18 protein-coding genes are annotated in these 19,178 nt (G+C 58.9%); 16 read left to right on the top strand and 2 right to left on the bottom strand.

The window, feature by feature from the left end; genetic code table 11:
- Positions 1-113: 113 nt before the first annotated feature.
- Together IE156_RS18355 and IE156_RS05255 are read right to left on the bottom strand one after the other, a co-directional pair.
- Positions 114-3,317: a helicase-related protein gene (locus tag IE156_RS18355; RefSeq protein WP_229841039.1), complete on the bottom strand. Its 3,204-nt coding sequence runs from the start codon at positions 3,315-3,317 to the stop codon at positions 114-116.
- Positions 3,318-3,582: 265 nt separating this feature from the next.
- On the bottom strand, positions 3,583-4,338 hold the full coding sequence (locus tag IE156_RS05255; protein ID WP_189391497.1) for an alpha/beta hydrolase: 756 nt from the start codon (positions 4,336-4,338) through the stop codon (positions 3,583-3,585).
- 142 nt (positions 4,339-4,480) lie between these two features.
- Here IE156_RS05255 and IE156_RS05250 point away from each other — a divergent pair, with 142 nt between their 5' ends.
- The 16 genes from IE156_RS05250 to IE156_RS05175 all read left to right on the top strand — a co-directional run bounded on the left by IE156_RS05250 (position 4,481) and on the right by IE156_RS05175 (position 19,177).
- Positions 4,481-5,533: a FecCD family ABC transporter permease gene (locus IE156_RS05250; RefSeq protein WP_189391496.1), complete on the top strand. Its 1,053-nt coding sequence runs from the start codon at positions 4,481-4,483 to the stop codon at positions 5,531-5,533.
- Positions 5,534-5,536: 3 nt separating this feature from the next.
- Positions 5,537-6,322 carry an ABC transporter ATP-binding protein gene (locus IE156_RS05245; RefSeq protein WP_189391495.1) on the top strand — a complete coding sequence of 262 codons (786 nt, stop codon included), beginning with the start codon at positions 5,537-5,539 and terminating at the stop codon, positions 6,320-6,322.
- A gap of 13 nt (positions 6,323-6,335) precedes the next feature.
- Positions 6,336-7,469: an ABC transporter substrate-binding protein gene (locus IE156_RS05240; RefSeq protein WP_189391494.1), complete on the top strand. Its 1,134-nt coding sequence runs from the start codon at positions 6,336-6,338 to the stop codon at positions 7,467-7,469.
- A 6-nt stretch (positions 7,470-7,475) separates the two neighbouring features.
- The gene (locus IE156_RS05235) at positions 7,476-8,255 is read left to right on the top strand and encodes an alpha/beta hydrolase (protein ID WP_189391493.1); all 780 of its coding nucleotides are present in this window, start codon (positions 7,476-7,478) and stop codon (positions 8,253-8,255) included.
- A gap of 163 nt (positions 8,256-8,418) precedes the next feature.
- Positions 8,419-9,501 (top strand): NAD/NADP-dependent octopine/nopaline dehydrogenase family protein, encoded by a 1,083-nt coding sequence (locus IE156_RS05230; protein ID WP_189391492.1) that lies wholly within the window; start codon positions 8,419-8,421, stop codon positions 9,499-9,501.
- Positions 9,501-10,517, top strand: coding sequence for a 3-hydroxybutyryl-CoA dehydrogenase (locus IE156_RS05225; RefSeq protein WP_189391491.1), 1,017 nt, complete (start codon positions 9,501-9,503; stop codon positions 10,515-10,517). The genes IE156_RS05230 and IE156_RS05225 overlap by 1 nt, the downstream gene beginning before the upstream one ends.
- Entirely contained in the window at positions 10,514-11,488 is a 975-nt protein-coding gene (locus IE156_RS05220) for an ABC transporter substrate-binding protein (protein WP_189391490.1), read from the top strand. Before IE156_RS05225 ends, IE156_RS05220 begins: the two co-directional genes overlap by 4 nt.
- Positions 11,485-12,249 (top strand): ABC transporter ATP-binding protein, encoded by a 765-nt coding sequence (locus IE156_RS05215; RefSeq protein ID WP_189391489.1) that lies wholly within the window; start codon positions 11,485-11,487, stop codon positions 12,247-12,249. Before IE156_RS05220 ends, IE156_RS05215 begins: the two co-directional genes overlap by 4 nt.
- The gene (locus IE156_RS05210; RefSeq protein WP_189391488.1) at positions 12,246-13,031 is read left to right on the top strand and encodes an ABC transporter permease; all 786 of its coding nucleotides are present in this window, start codon (positions 12,246-12,248) and stop codon (positions 13,029-13,031) included. The genes IE156_RS05215 and IE156_RS05210 overlap by 4 nt, the downstream gene beginning before the upstream one ends.
- A 4-nt stretch (positions 13,032-13,035) precedes the next feature.
- Complete coding sequence (locus IE156_RS05205) at positions 13,036-13,848, top strand: ABC transporter permease (protein WP_229841038.1); 813 nt, start codon at positions 13,036-13,038, stop codon at positions 13,846-13,848.
- 128 nt (positions 13,849-13,976) lie between these two features.
- Positions 13,977-14,438 (top strand): MarR family winged helix-turn-helix transcriptional regulator, encoded by a 462-nt coding sequence (locus IE156_RS05200; RefSeq protein ID WP_189391487.1) that lies wholly within the window; start codon positions 13,977-13,979, stop codon positions 14,436-14,438.
- A gap of 251 nt (positions 14,439-14,689) precedes the next feature.
- On the top strand, positions 14,690-15,892 hold the full coding sequence (locus IE156_RS05195; RefSeq protein ID WP_229841037.1) for an ABC transporter substrate-binding protein: 1,203 nt from the start codon (positions 14,690-14,692) through the stop codon (positions 15,890-15,892).
- The gene (locus IE156_RS05190) at positions 15,889-16,770 is read left to right on the top strand and encodes a branched-chain amino acid ABC transporter permease (protein WP_189391486.1); all 882 of its coding nucleotides are present in this window, start codon (positions 15,889-15,891) and stop codon (positions 16,768-16,770) included. Before IE156_RS05195 ends, IE156_RS05190 begins: the two co-directional genes overlap by 4 nt.
- The gene (locus IE156_RS05185) at positions 16,771-17,709 is read left to right on the top strand and encodes a branched-chain amino acid ABC transporter permease (RefSeq protein WP_189391485.1); all 939 of its coding nucleotides are present in this window, start codon (positions 16,771-16,773) and stop codon (positions 17,707-17,709) included. It abuts the gene before it with no gap.
- On the top strand, positions 17,706-18,464 hold the full coding sequence (locus IE156_RS05180) for an ABC transporter ATP-binding protein (protein WP_189391484.1): 759 nt from the start codon (positions 17,706-17,708) through the stop codon (positions 18,462-18,464). Before IE156_RS05185 ends, IE156_RS05180 begins: the two co-directional genes overlap by 4 nt.
- A complete protein-coding gene (locus IE156_RS05175) occupies positions 18,461-19,177 on the top strand; it encodes an ABC transporter ATP-binding protein (protein ID WP_189391483.1) in 717 nt (238 codons plus the stop codon). Before IE156_RS05180 ends, IE156_RS05175 begins: the two co-directional genes overlap by 4 nt.
- Position 19,178 lies beyond the last annotated feature (1 nt).

The raw sequence follows: 19,178 nt of genomic DNA, 5'->3' as shown, positions 1-19,178 counted from the left end.
GACCGTACGGACACTTTCCGTACGGGGGATAATGTATCAAACGATATATAGAAGGTCGAACCAAAACCACTGCACCCTAGCTCGGCCCCGCTCCGTATCCGCTTCCTTACAACTTAAGAACGACGTCCCGGCGATGGCGTGCCATAGGCTTCACGGCTGGTCTGGCCAAAACCGCTTTGATGCAAGAGGCTGCGCTCAATAAAGCGGCTGACCTGAGAGCGCACTTCCGGCAACCACGGCCCTTGATCAAATACTTGCGGAAACTTCATGCTGAGCCAGGCATACAGGCTGATCTGCTTGCTAAGCAATTCTGCATCTTCCAGACGCGAAGGGCTGGCCGATTTCAACCAGGACGGCGCAGGTGGCAAGGCCATGGGACGCTGCGCCACATACGCCGACAAGCAACGCTTGAAGTAATCCAGCTCAGTGTCCTTATCCACTGACACCGGCGCGCAAGCAAAGGTGAACTTCTCGCGCAGCTCCAGCTTCGGTGCCAGACGGTCTACGCAAAAGCCCAGCTCTATAGCGTCTTTCAATCCCGCCGTCTGGAACAAGGGGCTGTCCGAGGCAACTTTCTGCGCAAAATACTGCAGCACGGCACCTACATTGTTATTGTCCAACAAGGCCGACAGTGCCTGTACATGCTCCGGGCTGGGCGCAATGGGCAGACGCAAGTCCACACTGGCAGCATCGGTTTGCAACTGGGTACGCACATGGTTCAAGTCCTGCTTGTCCATGGCCCCTACATAGCCTTTGGGGTACAAGCCATAACGGCCGGCCCGGCCCGCAATCTGACGCACTTCGGTGGCCGTCAGGGCCCGCATGGAGCGACCATCAAACTTGTGGACGGTAGAAAACAGGACGCGACGAATCGGCAGGTTAAGCCCCATACCAATGGCGTCTGTGGCCACCAGTACATCGGCCTCGCCTTGCGAAAATCGCTCGGATTCTGTACGTCGCACTTCAGGGGCCAAGGCTCCGTAAATCGTCGCCACTTTCCAACCTTGGGCACGATAACGGGCGCTTAAGGTCAGCACATCCTTACGCGTAAAGGCCACCACCGCATCGCCTTTGGCAACACCCTGGGCTTCACGCTGACGGTCTTTACGGCCCCGCCAAGGCGCCTCCTGACGCACTTGCTTGCCCGTGGCGCGGGGCGGATCTACCGGATAGGGCATGATCTCTAACGGCGTTTTGCGCTCGGTAAACTCCAGCTCCATGGTCTCTTCCATGGAACGCACCAGACGCTCGCACGGGCGCAGCACCGAGGCATCGCCACATACAAACAAGGTGCGGGCGGGCGCCCCCACCAAAGCAGCAGTCCAGGCCCAACCTCGCTGCTCGTCCTGCAGCATTTGAATCTCGTCCAGGACGGCCACGCGTACTTCCATCGTGGGGTCCATCATCTCCACCGTGCAGGCGGTATGCTGGGCACCGGGCACCATGACACGCTCTTCACCTGTCACCAGATTGCAGGGAATGCCGGCATTCATCAGGCGGTCACGCACTTCCATGGCCAGCAAGCGCAAAGGAGCCAAATAAACCCCGGAACGCGCTTCCATCAAGGCTTCCAAAGCCTCGTGCGTCTTGCCGGAATTGGTCGGCCCCAAGCGGAACACCAGATGACGACGTATGCCACGGGCCAAACTGAAGATTTGCGGGAAGTCGCCCAAACGCATTAAATCTTGCGCGCGCTGTTGCTCCACGCTTTCCAAAATGCGGCGCACCGGCCCATTCAGCAGGCGTTTTTCAAAATCTCCGGCCTCGATTTCCTTTTGCTCAATGCCTTCTTCCAGCGCCATGCGCAAGGCCTTGGCCAGTTCCAGAAAGGAGGCACCATCAATCAAGGGACGCTGGGTCTGCAAAAAAGCATCCAGCGAATCTTCCAGGCGCTGGGATAAACGATTCTGGGCCGCAGTGTTAAACAGCACCGTCACACGGGCGGGCAGTCTGTCCAGCTCCGAGCCCGTACGCGGCAACGACACAGCCGCCTGCATACGCACATTGGCACGCCAATGTTGGCGCTCCCCGGCCACGGCCACATTCACGGCCAGCCACACATCTTTATGCCACCACAGACGCTGCGGGTCTTGCGGGTCTATCTCGTAATCACACTCTTCCTGCTTTTTGATCTGGTTCAGCACCTGCTGCTGACGCCACTGCGTGCGAGCGCGGTCTGCTGCCCGTTGATACTGCGAGCGGTCGCGTGCGCTCAAGCTGCTGGCATGTTGTTCGCGCCACTGCTCAATCTGGTTTTGCTCTATAGCAGCCAGCAGATCGGGATGGTGGGCGACACGATCACGCCCTGCCGCGGCCCCGCCGCGCACTTCCAGCTTGGTGCTGGGTAAACGGCGATCGGCCATCCACAGTTCGTATTCCTGACGAGTAATACCCAGCAAGGCCATGGTTTCTTCCGAGCCTATGCACTCCTGCTCCCAGGCCCAGCGTTGCTGGCGCTGTTCACGTATCCGCTCCTGACGTTGAGCCTGCGCCTGTAACAAGAACTCCTGTTGCTCGGCGTCCAACTTGAGCTCCTGGGTCAGCACGGCAGCGCTAGCATTACGGCCATACACCGTCATAAACCAATGGGCGGGTTCACCGGCCTGCAAGCCCTCGAAGGCCTCCAGCGTGATGCGCTGGGGCTCACACCCTTGTTCCTGCAACCAGGCCGTCAAACGTTCCTGGGCTTGATCAAACTTGCGCTGCTTATCGCCTTGTTCTTTTTGACGCGCTTGTTCGCGCTCTTTTTGAGCCTGTTCCCAACGCTGGGCACGTTGATCGCGGTCGCGCTGTTCGGCCTGCAACTGCCACAGATAGGTCTGTGCCAGGGGCAAGGACTGCCACGCCTCGACCAGGGCCAGCAAACGCGGACTGCGCTCGCCTTCGGGCCAATTTTCGCTTAAGGGCAAAGACTGGGAAGCAATCGCCCCCGCCAATTGGCCCCGTTGTTCAAGCAGTTGCTCGCGCAGGACTTCATAAATATCCGCATCCAGCTTGTCTGCACTCATTTGATACAGCAGACGCAAGGTACGAATGACGACCTCGGGCACCCCTTGGGATTCCAGGCGCTGATCGGCATCCTTCAAACCCAGCTCGGCAGTAATGATCTGATTAAAAAAGGCGGCGTCCTGCGGCAAGCGCCAGGCTTTCAGCCACAGCCGACGTATTCCGGCCCGGTCCTGATAGCGTGCCTTCTTGGCAATCTGACGCGCCACACCTTCCAGACGCGGGTAGTCCAACCATTGGGGATGGAGCAGCAAACCCGCTTGAGTGGGGACGGAAGAATCGGGAACAGACGAAGCGCGACGCGCAACCATAGGGCGGGGACCTGAAATACGGGAAAAAGAGAACAAGAAGGGCAGAAAAGCCGGTTCAAGCAAGCGTGAGCAGCATTATACGGGTCTGCTCCGGGACGTTCAGAGGATACATGTAATCACCGTCTTGCACGTCTTTGAGAGCAAGAAGAAACCGTGCCGGTCTGCCCGAACACGGGGATGAAATAAAGCATCCCGCTCCGTCCAAGGCTATAAACCAGCGGCACCGGCAAGAAACCAGAATGCTCTAACAAGGCCCGCGCTCTAACTAATCAGCCAACCACTCCAAACAGCCTTGCGGCAAAGCGGCCAAACCGGACTGACTGTGATTACAGCCCGGCACGATACGAAAACGTGGTTCACCGCCCTGTTGCCGGGCCAGCGCCTGAGCCAGTTCGCGTGTGCCGTCCACCATACGGCGCTCTTGCAAACGCAGGCGGCGTTGCTCGCGTTTGTCCTCGGGCAGGACTTCTTCTGCCGGGCCCAGACTTTGCTCGTACTCGCCTACAGAAAACTGCACGGGCGTCGTCAATGCGGCGTTGGGAAGAGCTTGGGCCAGCAATCGAGCCAGAAACTCGTCCCCCCACCACACAGAGGGACTGGATACCACAAGCGCATCAAACAATTCCGGCTGCTGATATAAAAGCTGCAAGGCGAACAAGCCACCCAGTGAGTGACCACACAGTAAACGCCGCTGCGGATTCAAGGGAGTCTGTGCGTAAGCCCAGGGCAAGAAAACGTCTTGCATCATCGCCAGAAAGTCCGATGCATGGCCGGCTTCCCCGTTTAGCGCAGGCGTAAAGTCCTGATCGCGCCAGCTCTCCCCGCTATACCCGATGCCCAACACGGCACAGGCTTGTGGAGCCTGCTTTTCACAGGCGGCTAGCACCGCTTCAAATTGCGGTAGATCAAGCACACACACCAATGGCCAGCCCTGGGCTGGCGCAAAAGCATGCGGCCAAGCCAAAGTCAGACGATACTGTCGGCCCAAAGGGGAAAGAAAATCCAGATGTTCAAGCTGCATAAAAGAATCGCGGTAAGGACGCCAAAGCCAAGGTCCTGGTGACACGAAAGCCTGCGCAGTTAAGACTGCTTTTAGTGTTAACAGACCCTAGCCAATGAACTATACTTTCTTTCTATGTAAACGGTTATCATTCAGACACTTAATGTCCACATCTGCTGTTCCGGCCCCCGCGCTGGTCGACTATCAACACATCCTCAGACGTCGCTGGCTCTTGGTCGGTGCCCTGGTCCTCGTGATTCTGGCCTCCATCATGGCCGACTTCATGTTGGGACCTTCGGGTCTTAGCCTGTCAGAACTGAGCCACGCCCTGTTCAACCCCGAGCAGTCCGACCCGACCACGCGTGTCATCGTTTGGGAAATCCGCCTGCCCTATGCCCTGATGGCCATGGCCATTGGTTTGGCGCTGGGCCTGTCGGGTGCAGAAATGCAGACCATTTTGAACAACCCGCTGGCCAGCCCCTTTACCCTGGGGATTTCCTCGGCAGCGGCCTTTGGCGCGTCTTTGGCCATTGTTCTAGACCTGTCCCTTCCCGGCGTTCCACAAGCCTGGACCATTGCCGCCAACGCCTTTGTGTTTGCCCTGCTCTCGGCCTTGCTGCTAGATGCGGTAGCCCGCTGGGGGGCGATGAGCACCGCCAACCTGGTGCTGTTTGGCATTGCGCTGGTGTTCTCCTTTAACGCGCTGGTGTCACTGGTTCAGTTTGTGGCCAGCGCTGAAGCCCTGCAAGGGCTGGTGTTCTGGACCATGGGCAGCCTGTCGCGCTCGTCCTGGGGCAAGGTGGGCATCATGCTGGGGGTCTTTGCACTGATCCTGCCGCTGTCCTTACGCGATACCTGGAAGTTGACCGCGCTACGCCTGGGCGAAGACCGGGCCACCAGCTTCGGTATCAATGTGTCGCGCCTGCGTCTGGTGTCCTTGCTGCGTATCAGCTTGCTGGCGGCGCTGGCCGTGTCCTTTGTGGGCACCATCGGTTTTGTGGGCCTGATTGCCCCGCACATCGCCCGCCGCCTGTTTGGTGAAGACCACCGTTTCTACCTACCCGGCAGTGCCTTGGTAGGGGGGGTGATTCTGTCGCTGGCCTCGATTGCCTCGAAAAACATTGTGCCCGGCATCATCATCCCGGTTGGCATTGTCACCTCGCTGGTGGGCGTGCCCTTCTTCCTGGGCGTTGTGCTGCGACGTCAAATAAAGTGAACCATGCTTGAAGTCCACGATCTCAGCCTGTCCTACGGTAAACGCGTCATTCTCTCCAAGCTGACCATAGAGCCTTTGCAACCCGGTCAGCTAGTGGCCTTGCTGGGTCCCAACGGCAGCGGAAAATCCACCCTGCTCAAGTCTTTGGCGGGGCTGCTCAAGCCCACCACGGGCAAGATTTTGCTGGACGGTCAGGAACTTAGCGGCGTCAGCTTCGAGAAGCGGGCGCAAAAAGTGGTGTACTTGCCCCAGTCCTTGCCGGCCTCGGTTCACTTACGTGTATTTGAATCCGTGCTGGTCGCGGCCAATGCGTCTGCGCCCGGTGGCCATGCCCGCGATGTGGATCACGATCACATCATGCACATTCTGCAGCGCCTGGGCATTGCACACTTGTCTATGCATTACCTGGATCAGCTCTCGGGCGGCCAGAAGCAATTGGTGGGTCTGGCGCAAGCCTTGATCCGCAAGCCTACCTTGCTGCTGCTGGATGAACCCTTATCCGCTCTGGACCTGAACTATCAATTTCATGTGATGGATTTGCTGGCCCAGGAAACCCACGACAATAATCTGATCACCCTGATCGTCCTGCATGATCTGAATGTGGCCCTGCGCCACAGCGACTATGCCCTGATGATTGAAGGCGGTGGCCTGCTGGCACAAGGGGAGCCTGCCAAGGTCATTACCCCCAACTCGCTGGCCCAAGCCTATGGCGTGCGCGCCCGCGTGGAAAGCTGCTCGCAAGGCACCTTGCAAATCATTATCGACGGGCTGCAAGAGCCTGTGCTGTGACCTCGGAGAACCCATGAACATCCTGCGCCACCTGCTGCTGTCGCTGACCTTGCTCTTGCCTTTGGGCGTGCAGGCCCAGCCCATCGAAGTTACCGATGCCATGGGTCGTACCGTAACCCTGCCCGGCCCGGCCAAACGCATTGTGCTGACCCAGGCGCGCCACTTTCCGGTGTTGGCTCTGGTTCACCCCGAACCGGCCAACCTGATTGCAGGCTGGTCAGATGAGTTCAAGACCTCCTTTTCCAACGAATACGAAACCTACTTGAAGCGCTATCCGCAACTGGCCAAGATTCCCGTTGTGGGCCGCCATACGGCAGATACCTTCTCGGTGGAACAGGCTTTGGCCTTGCGCCCCGATCTAGTGGTGCTGACGGCTGCCTTTGCGGGCCTGACACCCGGCCAGGACACACGTGATTCGGCCTTGATCCAGCGTCTGACAGCGGCCAAAGTGCCTGTCATCGTGATCGACTTCTTCGTGAACCCCTTGGAAAACACCGTGCCCAGCCTGCGGGCATTGGGTTATGCCGTGGGTGAACAAAAACGCACCGACGAATTCATCCAGTTTTACGAAGAGCATATGCAAGGCGTGGCCCAGCGACTGGCCGATCTGCCAAAAGCCGACCACCCGCCTGTATTTGTACACGCCCATGCAGGCAGCACCGATTGCTGCAACTCCCCCGGCGCAGGTACCTTCAACGACATGATCAGCTATGCAGGCGGCCACAATATTGGCGCGGACGTTCTGAAAAGCTCTACCGGCAAGCTGAACTTTGAGTACATTCATTCGCGTGCTCCTGTGGTGTATGTAGCCACTGGCACGGGCGCGGGCAAACGTGCCACTTCCGGCGGTCTGCGCATCGGCACAGGCGTGGAGCCGGAACAGGCCCGTGAAAGCCTGCAAGCGATTATTGACGGCAACCGCCTGCAAGCACTGCCTGCGGTGCGTAGTGGCAATAGCCACGGCATCTGGCACGCCTTCAACGATTCGCCCCTGCACATGATCTTTATCGAAGCCTTGGCGGCCTGGATTCACCCGGATCGTTTCCAGGGCGTTTCGGCCTTGAAGACGCTGCAAGAGGTGAACGAGCGCTTTCTGACGGTTCCGATGGAAGGCACCTACATGATTGACCTGAAGCCCGCACCCTAAGCCTTCATGTCCCGCCTGATTCCACTGGAGCTACCGCCTGCGGGCGGCCACCCCCATCACGTACTGCTGCGCCTGCCCGACGGGGAGCCCCAAAAAGGCCCCCTGCCTTTGCTGTGCCTGCTTGATGGTCAGTGGACTTTACCGCTGCTGGAAGAAAGCGGGCACCCGGCTCTGGAACGCTGCGCCATCCTGTCGCTGGGCTACCAGGGCGAGCGCGATCAGATCACCCGTTATCGCGCCCTGGACTACACCCCCCCCGGTCCGGATGGCGGCTTATGGAGCGACCCGCGTGTGCCGCAATGGCAAGCCGGTGGCGCGCCCGCCATGATCGAACAAGTTCGTATGGCCCTGGCTGTGGCACAAAGAATGGAGCCCACGCTGGCCCATTCGCGCATCAGTCTTTACGGTCATTCCTATGCTGGGCTGTTCGTGCTGTATGCACTTAGCCAGCACAGCCTGCCCATCCATCATTACCTGTGTGCCAGCCCCTCTTTGTGGTGGCGCGATCCCCTGATCTGGTCTTTGCTGGAACAGTTGGGCAAGCCGGTACAGGTGGATATTCTGGCTGGTGCATCAGAGGCCTGGTATCCACTTAGCGCTCAGGCGGCGGGCCCCGAAGGCCGTCAAAATGGTGTGCCTACCTTGCCAGCCATGCAAAAACTGCAAGCTCAGCTGCAAGGTCAAGGCATGCAGGCAGAACTACATATTTTGCCTGGAGCTGGCCACGGCCATGTGTTGGCACAAGCCACCCTGCGTGCTCTGGAACTGGCTAACGGCGCGACGTAGACGCGTTTTTCTTAGGCGTATTCTGCGCCGTTTCATTCGATATCCAAGTTTTCCCGCCCTAGGGTAACTCCCCCCATTCATCCTCTTGTTTTAGGCCTCAACATCTTTTAGTCTGTATTTATATGCAAGTGCATAGAAATCAAAAAAGAGATTGGAGACGAATATGAAGGTAGCGGTATTAGGTGGCGGACACGGTTGTTACGCGGCAGCGGCAGACTTGAGCGAACAGGGCCACGAAGTTCGTTTGTGGCGTCGTGATACGGCTCAGCTGCAGCCCTTGCTGGACCGTCCAGTCATGACCCTGAAAGACGAAGCAGGCGAGCGCGACATTCCCATTGCCAAAGTCTGCGCCGATATTGGCGAGGCCATCGCCGGTGCTGATCTGGTACTGATTCCGTCGCCCGCTATTGCCCAGCAAGACATTGCCCGCGTCATGGCTCCCCACCTGACCGACGGCCAGGTCGTGTTCCTGCCCCCAGGCACCTTTGGCTCCTTCATCATGAGCGAAATCGTGCGTGGCACCGGCAACAAAGCTGATGTCAGCTGGGCGGAAACCGGCACCCTGCCCTGGTTGGCCCGCAAGCATGGCGATACCGTCATCAACATCACCACCCGCGCCACCCGCCTGCCTACCGGCGTGTATCCCGCCCGCAATACCGATCACGCACTGGATGTAATTGGCAAGGTATTCCCCAGCGTAGAGCGCTGCGAAGATGCGCTGTCCGGCGCTTTGATGAATGCCGGCCCCATCATCCACCCACCACTGATCATGATGAACGCCGGCCCGCTGGAGCACTTCCCGGCCTGGGACATTCACAATGAAGGCACCCAGCCTTCGGTACGTGCAGTGACCACCCAGCTGGACAATGAGCGCATGCGCATTCGTGAAGCGCTGGGTTACGGTGCCCCGCACTTCCCCCTGTCCGACCACTACGAAAACGACCAGTGGATGTATGGCGACCGCTCCTCGCACTCCAAACTGGTAAAAAGCGGTGACTGGCGCGAGAAGATCGACCTGCACGAACACCGCTACATGCGTGAAGACACCATGCTGGGCCTGGCCTTCTTCGCTTCTGTAGCCGACTGGGCCGGTGTAGATGCCCCCGTCACCAAAGGTTTGCTGGCGATTGCCGGTGCCATCGTGGGTGAAGACCTGCGTCAAGGCCAACGCACACTGGCCAGCCTGGGTCTGGACAAGATGAACCGCGAGCAACTGCAAGAAATGCTGCACGCCGGGAGAGCCTGATGAGTACGCCCGCCCCGATCAAACGTATCGTTGCGGTGGGCGCAGGTCGCATGGGGCGGGGCATTGCCCTGGCCTATGCGCTGCGCGGCCAAGCCGTGACCCTACTGGATTTCAAACCCCGCCAAGCGGCTGATAGCGAACGTCTGGAAGCCGAGATCCGCCAGGAATTACGCGCCACACTGGAGCAATTGGCTGAGCTGGGCATGTTCGCCGCCGAGCAGATCGACGGCTATCTGGCCTGCATCGGCGTCGCCCCTTTACGAGATGCCGCCCACGTGTTGGGACAGGCCGATCTGATTTACGAAGGCGTGCCCGAAACCCTGGCAGCCAAGACCGATGCGTTAGGCCGTATCGGTGAACTGGCTCAGCCCGACGCACTGATCGCCTCGACCACCTCGACCATGCTGGCCTCCGACCTGGCCCCCATGTTGAGCCACCCCGAGCGCTTTTTGAACGCGCACTGGCTGAACCCGGCCTTCCTGATTCCCCTGGTGGAAATCAGCGCCCACCCCGGCACCAGCGAACAGACCTTGAATCGTCTGCAAAGCAATCTGGAATCGATAGGCAAAGTGCCCGTGGTCTGTGGCTGCCACCCCGGTTTCATCGTCCCGCGCCTGCAAACCCTGATCATGAACGAGGCTGCTCGCATGGTTGACGAAGGTGTCGCCAGCGCGGCCGATATTGATAAAGCCACCCGCTACGGCCTGGGCTTCCGCTTTGCCAGCATCGGCGTGCTGGAGTTCATCGACTACGGTGGCAACGACATTCTGTACCACGCCGGGCAATACCTCTCGCAGAATCTGGACCCGGAACGCTACGCCGTGCCCGACATCATTACCCGCTATATGGAAAGTGGCCGCAATGGTCTGCGTAGCGGACAGGGCTTTCACGAATACCCGGCCGACCAGCAACAGGCGTATCGCCGTGATGTGCTGGCCCGCGTGCTGGGAATGCTGGATCACGTCGGCCTGGCCCCTGCCCGCGCCGATCACCTTGCCAAGGAGACACAGGAATGAAAAAAACCGCTGCGTTGCTGTTTGCCCTGATGAGCTGTCACGGTCTGAGCCAGGCTCAGGAAGTCCCCACCCTGCGGGTAGGCTGGACCATCCCGGGCGAGGAAGCTAAGTACCTGATGTCCAAACGCCCCGAGCTGTTCCCGCAACTGGGCAAGAAATATCAAATCCAGTGGACCCAGTTCCAGGGCACCTCGCCCATGGTTCAAGCCATGCGCGCCGGCGTGCTGGACTGCTCCACCATGGCACCTATGTCGCTGGCCAACGGCGCGATAGAAAGCGGCCTGGGGGCCTATATCGTGGCCCAGCATGTGCACTCGGACGATGATCACTTCTCCGTCTATTGGGCGGTGAAGGAAGACAGCCCGATCAAGACAGCCGCTGATCTGAAAGGCAAAGTCATTGGCACCAATGCCTATGGCGCGGGCGTGTACTTCGACATGCTGCTGTGGCTGCGCCAGAACGGCATTGATCCCGATAAAGACGTAAAAATCGTTGAAACCGGCTTCCCGCCTGCGGCTGATGCCATACGCAGTGGCCGTATTGATGCCGGCCCCATGGCCCAGCCCTTTGCCCTGCTGAACGAAAAGAAAGGCGGCTTGCGCAAGCTGTTCTCTCTGTCGGAAGTAGCCAGCCCCTCGGTGCAGATCTTTGAGGCCTGCAGCAAATCCTATAGCGACGCCAACCCCGAAGTGGTGCGCGCCTACGTGCAGGATTTGAAAACCGCCATGGGCATGCTCAGCAAAGACCCCGCGCTGGCCGTGGATGTCACTGCACAAATTACCCGTGCCCCCAAAGACCTGCTGGCCCAATATCTGTTCACGGACAAGGACTTTGCACGCGTCCCAGACATGCAGCCCAATCTGGAGTCCATTCAGGGCACATACGACCGCTATCACAAAGCCGGTTTCTTAAAGCAAGCCTTGAACGTGCAGGACTTTTACCGAGCTGATTTACGGGAGGCGACACCATGATTGAACTGGATGGTGTCGGTAAAACCTTTAACACCCGGCAAGGCCGCAGCCATACGGCTTTGCAAGACATCGCCCTGAGCATTCCGGCAGGGCGCTTTGTGTCTATTCTGGGACCTAGCGGTTGCGGTAAAAGCACCCTGCTCTATATGTTAGGGGGTTTTGAGTCCTGCTCCAGCGGCCAGATCCGCGTCAAGGGCAAGCCCATTATCGGCCCAGGCCCCGACCGGGGCCCGGTATTTCAGGAATATGCTCTGTTTCCCTGGAAAACCGTGCTGGGAAACGTGGCCTACGGCATGCGCGAACAAGGCATGCCCAAAGCCCAGGCCGAACAGCGCGCTATCGAATGGCTGGACAAGGTCAAGCTGGGGCCTTACGCGTCCTTCTATCCACGTGAACTGTCCGGCGGCATGCGTCAGCGTGCAGCCATTGCCCGCACCCTGGCCTATGAGCCGGACATTCTGCTGATGGACGAGCCCTTCGGGGCGCTGGATGCCCATACGCGTGTCACCCTGCAAACGGAACTGCTCAGTTTATGGGAGCAGTTGCGCAACACCGTGGTTTTTGTCACCCACGGGGTGGACGAGGCGGTATTCCTGTCCGATACCGTCATTGTCATGACGGGTTCGCCCGGCCGCATCAAAGAGATTGTGGACATAGACTTGCCACGACCGCGCGTCCGCAGCGAGCTGTTGCGCAATCCGGTCTACCAGGAAACCATCATCCGTCTGGAGCAATCCTTGATGGCGGAGGCCCACCCATGACGCCACAGCACTGGTATGAAAATCGCTGGGCCTCTTTGGTCATGGCGGCCATTCTGGTGCTGCTGGCCTGGGCAGGGCTGGCCCGCTGGGTTGGCCTGGACTCCTTTCCCAGTCCCTGGGCGGCCATGGGAGAGCTACCCGCACTGATCAGCGACCCTATGGCCTGGTCGGCCATCTTGCAATCCGTCGGCCGTATGTTTGCGGGCTATGCCCTGGCCTTGGTCGTGGCCGTGCCGCTGGGGCTGGCCATGGGCCGCAGCCGTCTGGTCTATACCGCCTTCTATCCTTTGGTGGCCCTGGCCTACCCCATGCCCAAAGCGGCCTTGATGCCGATTTTGATGCTGTGGTTTGGTCTGGGGGATTTTTCCAAAATTCTGGTTATCGCGCTGGGCGTGTCCCTGCCTTTGCTCTATCACAGCTATCACGGCGCAACCCGTATCGAACCCAAGCTGATCTGGGTGGCCCAATCCATGGGCATGGGCCCGCTAGGCCGTCTGGGCAAGATCGTGCTGCCGGCCTCCTTGCCGGAAGTTATGATTGGTTGCCGCGTGGGTGTCGTCATGGCCCTGATTGTAATGGTGTCCTCCGAGATGATTGCCCGTCAGGAAGGCATAGGCAATTTACTGTTCACCTCTATGGATATGGCGCAGTACTCCACGGTGTATGCCGTGATCATGCTGCTGGCCGTGCTGGGCATTGCCTTTGATGCGCTGTTTGAGTTCGTGCGCAAACGCTGCACCCACTGGCATGACTCCACCCAGAGCCTGATGGACAAAGGATGACGCTATGACCTCTAAAACCTTAGCTTCATCAGGACAAGCGATGCGTGCTACTGAAACCCGTCCGACCAAGCGTCGGGATCTATCCGGCCTGTCTTTGTGCATCAGCCCGGCCATCCTGCTGATCATCTGGGAACTGTGTACCCGCTCGGGCTGGGTCAGCCCGCAGTTGCTGCCCGCGCCTTCCTCCATCCTCTTGCGGGTGCTGGAGCTGGCCGGCCAGGCAGACTTCTGGCAGAACCTGGGCATTACGGTTTACCGTTTGATTAGCGGCTTGCTGATTGCCTGTGTGGCCGGTGTGGCGCTGGCGCTGATTGCCCAGCTGACGCGCTGGAGCTCTTTTCTGCTGGATGCGTTGATCCGCTTGCTGGCCCCTATCCCCAAGATTGCCCTTTACCCGGCGTTGATTCTGATCATGGGGTTTGAAAGTTCATCGAAAATTGCCTTGGTCGTCTCCGACGCTATTTTCCCTGTGCTGATGGCCAGCTGGGTGGCGGCGCAAACCGTGGATCGCAAGCTGATCTGGTCGGCGCGTGCTGCCGGAACATCGCGCAGTGCCTGCCTGTGGAAAATCATCTTGCCCGCCATCAGTCCGACGGTGCTGGCAGGCGTACGGGTCGCAGGCGTCATTGCCTGCGTGGTGGTGTTTCTGGCCGAGATGATTGCCTCCACTGATGGTCTGGGCCATATGCTGACCGCCGCCGCACGCAGTTACCGCACAATTGATATGTTTGTTCCTTTGGTCTGGATCTGTGTCCTGGGCTTCGCACTGAACCTGACGATTGCCGCTTTGCAGCGCAAAGTGGATCATACGAACTAATTTCAATTAACACTGAACCAGCCACTTGCCCGGTCAACTTGCAGCGCTGACCGGGATTTCGCAGGCTATCTCAATCACCTAGAACGAGTAGCCTGCTTTTTTTTCTGCATCAAGGAAGCCGCTTCACTATGGCCAGCCGTCCTCTGACCGACGCCTATACCGGGCACGATACTTTTATTCCCTATCTGCTCAACCGCAGCACCTCGGCCTTAAATGCTGACTTTCAAACCTTGCTGCGCAGCCATGAACTGACCCTGCTGCATTGGCGCGTTCTGGCTTTTCTGAATGAAACCGATGGCCTGGGTGTCAGCACTTTGGCGCAATACACCGATGTGGATCAAACCACCCTGTCACGCGCCCTGGTGGTGATGGAAAACGCCGGTCACCTGTCCCGCCAGCCCGATCCCCTGGATCAGCGCCGGGTACTAATCCATCTACACGAACAAGGCCGCGAGCATTTTCTGCATGTTCTGCCCGCCGCGCTGGATATCCATCACCGCGCCATTCAAGGCTTTTCAGTGGAAGAATTAACGCAGTTACGCCAGTTTCTGAACCGCATCCGCGCCAATATCAACGGCAACACGCCATAACGCGTTTAGCCACACCATTCCCCCAAAAGCGTCTGCCTGGCCGCTTTCCAGCACCCAGCACCTGCCGGTCTAGCCCCATATCGAGCCCCTCGCCCCTGATAGTCCAACCCTAAAATGGACAATCCAGGGCGATGAGCCTTTATTTACCGGGCGAAAGTCCATAAAATGATAATGATTAACATTTAGTAGTAGCGCCGCTGCCTGAGATGTCTTGCCAGGTACGCTTGGCTTTCTTACGGAAATAAGATCTCGTGACTCTCTCCCCTACCCGTGCTGGACGTCGCCAGCTCTTGCTGGCCGCGGCGGCCAGCCCATTGCTGTTTGGCGTACCCCGCCTGCTTCGTGCCCAAGACGGTCCCCTGAAAATTGCTTTGCTGACATCCCTGTCCGGCCCCTTCGCCTCATTGGGCGAGAGCATGCGTGCCGGTCTGGAGCTGATGCTGCAACAATGCAATTACGAGATGGGCGGACGCAAGGTTCAATTGCTGGTAGAAGACGACCACGGCAAGCCTGACGAAGCCATCCGCAAAGTCCGTAAGCTGATCGAGCGCGACAAGATCGACATCCTGGGCGGCGTCATCAGCGCCAATATTGCTCTGGCCATTCGCGACATCGTGCATGACGCGCAACTGCCTACTTTCATTTCCAATGCCGCTGCCAATGGCCTGGCCCGCGAAGCGGCCAGCCCCTATGTGTTCCGCCCCACCAAAACCAGCTGGATGCTGGGCCATACCGGCGCGTTGTGGACCTTCGAGCATATCGAAAAATCCGGGGGTATCACCCTGGGTTCGGACTACACCGCCGGCCGCGAATACATTGAAGACTTCGCCAACACCTATCAGGAACAAGGCGGCACGCTGGGCGAGCGCATCTGGACACCACTGGGTACGCCCGACTTTGCGCCAATTTTGATGAATCTGGCCGCCAGCAACCCCAAATTCGTCTACACCTTCCTGGCCGGTGCCGACGCAGTGCGTTTCCACCAGCAAATGCAGGACTACCAGTTGCACGGCAAGATTCAGATTGTTGGGCCCGGTGCCTTGTTCGACCAGGAAGACGTCATCACCGCCGTCGGCGATGCCGCTTTGGGTGGCGTCAGCACCTTCCACCAGTCCCCTGGCGCTCCGGCTGCCCAGGACTTTGTGGCCGCTTACCAAGCCAGCCGTGGCCGTTTGCCCGGCGAGGCCAGCACCTCGGGTTACGTCACCGGTCAGGTCATCAAGGCCGGTCTGGATGCCGTCAAGGGCGATCTGTCCAATAAGGCGGCGTTCAAGCAAGCTCTGCTGGACAAGCCTATCAACACCGCTTTTGGCCCCATGGCATTTGACCCGCGTAACAACCAGTCGATTCTGGATATTTACGTCAACCGGGTTGAAAAAGACACACAAGGCCGCCCCTTTAACACCGTGGTTCATACCTACCAGCGTATCCAGGACCCCGGCCCGCGTTCTTGAGCCACACCTTGTCTTACTTTCTGCTCCAAATTCTCAATGCCCTGTCCTTCTCAGCCTTGCTGATGCTGGCAGGGCTTGGGCTGTCTTTAGTGCTCAGCCTGATGAACTTCATCAACCTGACGCACGGCTCTTTTTTCCTGCTGGGCGGCTATATCAGCGTGCAGTGGCTGGCATCCGGCGCACCCTGGTGGCTGGCATTCCCTGCAGCCTTTGCGCTGTGCGGTCTGATGGGCTTGTTGCTGGACCGCTTCCCCTTTCGCCAGTTCTACCAGCGCACCCACTTGATGCAGGTGCTGCTGACCTACGGCCTATCCGTGATTCTGGCGGACTTGATGCGTTGGGGTTTCAGTGCCGACACGCTCTCGCCCATGCTGCCGCAAGTGTTGCGTGGCGGGGTGTGGATCATGGGCCTGCCCTTCCCCACCTACCGCCTATTCCTGATCATCACTGGCCTCACGCTGGCCCTGCTGTTCTGGTTTCTGCTGGATCGCACCCTGTGGGGCGCGGCCATCCGGGCTTGCGTGCAGGACGCCCAAATCGTCGAAACCCTGGGCTTGAACTCGCGCCGCCTGTTCGCCATCGGCATGGCACTAGCCGCCGGTCTGGCCGGTTTGGGTGGAGCGCTGGGGGCGGGCATGCTGTCGGTCTACCCCGGTCTGGATGAAGAAATCCTGTTGCTGGCCCTGTTGGTCGTCGTCATTGGTGGCTTGAACTCGGTACGCGGCACCTTGCTGTGCGCGCTGATCCTGGGCTTTGTCACCACCTTTGCCCGCGTCTGGGTCCCGGCTTTTGCCAATGCAGCCACCCTGGCTGTCATGCTGGCCTTATTGCTTTGCTGGCCCAATGGCCTGAGCAAATCCGCTACGCGTCAGGTTTAAATGAACAAGCTCAACACCTGCCTGCAACGCACTGCGTTTTGGCCTGCTCTGGCCAGCCTGCTCTTGCTCAGCAGCTATTTCTGGGGCGACTCTTTTCTGTGGCGCTTCACCACCGAAGCCTTGCTGATTGGCTGCGCGGTGCTCAGCATCAATTTATTGATAGGCTATGGCGGCCTGGTCTCCTTGGGCCACGGCGCGGTCTTTGGTTTTGCAGCGTATGCAACCTCTATCACCAGCCAATATTGGGGCGCTTCACTGCCGCTGATGCTGCTGGTGGGCATTCTGGCAGGCACCCTGCTATCGATGCTGATGGCGCTGATCAGCCTGCGCAGCTCTGAACTATTTTTTATGGTGGCTACCTTAGTGGCTGGCCAACTGGTGTGGGAATTGGCATTTCGCTGGCGTGATCTGACTGGCGGGGCCGACGGCCTGCGCGGTTTTCCACGCTTGAGCCTGGGCGATCTAGCCCTGAGCGCCCCCTACACCTTGATGATTCTGGCTCTGGTTCTGGCCCTGGTCTGCTGGCTGCTACTGCGCTCCTTTAGCCGTGCCCCGATTGGGCTGGCTTTGACAGGGCTGCGCGACCAGCCCTTGCGCATGGCCGCCCTGGGTTATCAAGCCTGGCGCATTCGCCTCTACACCTTCATGATTGCCGGGGCTGTTGCCGGTGCCGCAGGCGGCCTGTATCCCTTTGCCAATCAATACGTCAGCCCACAACAAGTGCATTGGAGCTTCTCGGCCACGCTCATCATCATGGGTGTGATCGGCGGCATACGCACATGGCGCGGCGCCTTTATCGGTGCGACGTTCTATTTGTTCGCACAGACCTACCTAAGCTCCTACACGGATCGCTGGCAATTACTGGTGGGTTTGATCTTTGTGCTGACGGTCCTGTTCATGCCCAATGGCCTGGCTGATCGCAGAAAGAGGGCCGCATGAGCGTTTTATTAAGCACTCGCGAACTGGCTCTGCATGTGGGCGGCCTGGATATTCTGACTGATGTCAGCCTGGAGCTGCACGCCGGTGAAACCCTGGGTCTAATTGGCCCCAATGGAGCAGGCAAGACCACGCTGTTCAACCTCATCAGCGGTTTGGCCACGCCCTCCAGTGGACAGGTCTTTCTGGAAGGCAAAGACTTGCGCAGTCTGGGCCCGATTGAACGCGCCAAACAAGGCATGGTGCGCAGCTTTCAAACCAGCCGTATTTTCCCCGAACTGACCCTGCTACAGAATCTGGCTCTGGCCGTGCGCATCAAGAAAGACTGCGCTTACCACTGGTGGGGCCGCAAGGCCGCTCGCGCAGCCAGCCAGAAAGCCACAGAAGAACTGCTGGAGCACAGCGCCTTGGCTGGGCGAGGTCATGTGCTGGCACGCTCCCTGTCCTATGGCGAGCAACGGATTCTGGATTTACTGATTGCTCTGGCCCAGCAGCCACGCGTACTCTTGCTAGACGAACCCACTGCTGGCCTGTCCGAGTCCGAATCCCGTGAAGTCATGGCGCTGGTGCATGCCATGCGCGGCCAATGTGCCGTGCTGCTGATCAGTCATGACATTGATATTGTTTTTCAAGAATGTGATCGCATTGCGGTGCTGTCTTCCGGCACCTTGCTGATCTGCGATACACCGGACGCGGTACGCCAGCACAAAGGGGCACGCCAGGCCTATCTGGGCGAACTGGCTTTGGAGACAGCATGAGCACAGCGCTGAAGATCTCAGGCCTGAATGCGCGTTACGACCGGGCCGACATTCTGCTAAACATCTCGCTGGAGATTCCAGCCGGGCAAAGCGTGGCCTTGCTAGGCCGCAATGGCGCTGGGAAAACCAGTCTGCTGCATTGCCTGTTCAATATGGGCCCGCAATGGAGCGGCCAGATACGCGTTCATAGCCAAGATATTGCAGGCTGTCCGACCCACCAGATTGCCCGTTTGGGCATGGCCTTAGTGCCGCAAGGCCGGGGCCGCTTTCCCACTCTGACGGTGCAGGAAAGCCTACGTTTGGCCGGGCTGGCGCGCCGCCCCCATCCGAATGATCGCTGGACACTGGAAGGCATCTACGAAACCATGCCGCGCCTGTACGAGCGCCGTCAGTCCTCTTGCTCTGCGCTAAGCGGTGGCGAGCGGCAGCTGCTGGCATTGGCCCGCGCCCTGTTGACTCAGTCCTCCATCATTGTTTTGGACGAGCCCAGCGAAGGTCTGGCCCCCATGACCATTCAGGACACCTTGCTGCCCCAGCTGCAAAAACTGAACGAGCAAGGTATTACGGTTTTGCTGGCCGAACAAAATCTGAGTCTGGCCCTGCAACTGGCTAATCGCGCCTTGCTGCTGGGGAATGGTCAACTGGTGTACGACGGCCCGGCAGAGCAACTACGCCAGGACGCCGCCCTTTTGCAACGCCATTTGGGGCTTTGAC

The organism is Alcaligenes pakistanensis, from assembly GCF_014652815.1.
GTDB lineage: Bacteria > Pseudomonadota > Gammaproteobacteria > Burkholderiales > Burkholderiaceae_B > Alcaligenes > Alcaligenes pakistanensis.
The sequence above is the reverse complement of the archived record's forward strand: the minus strand, read 5'-3'. Positions and strand labels throughout refer to the sequence as shown.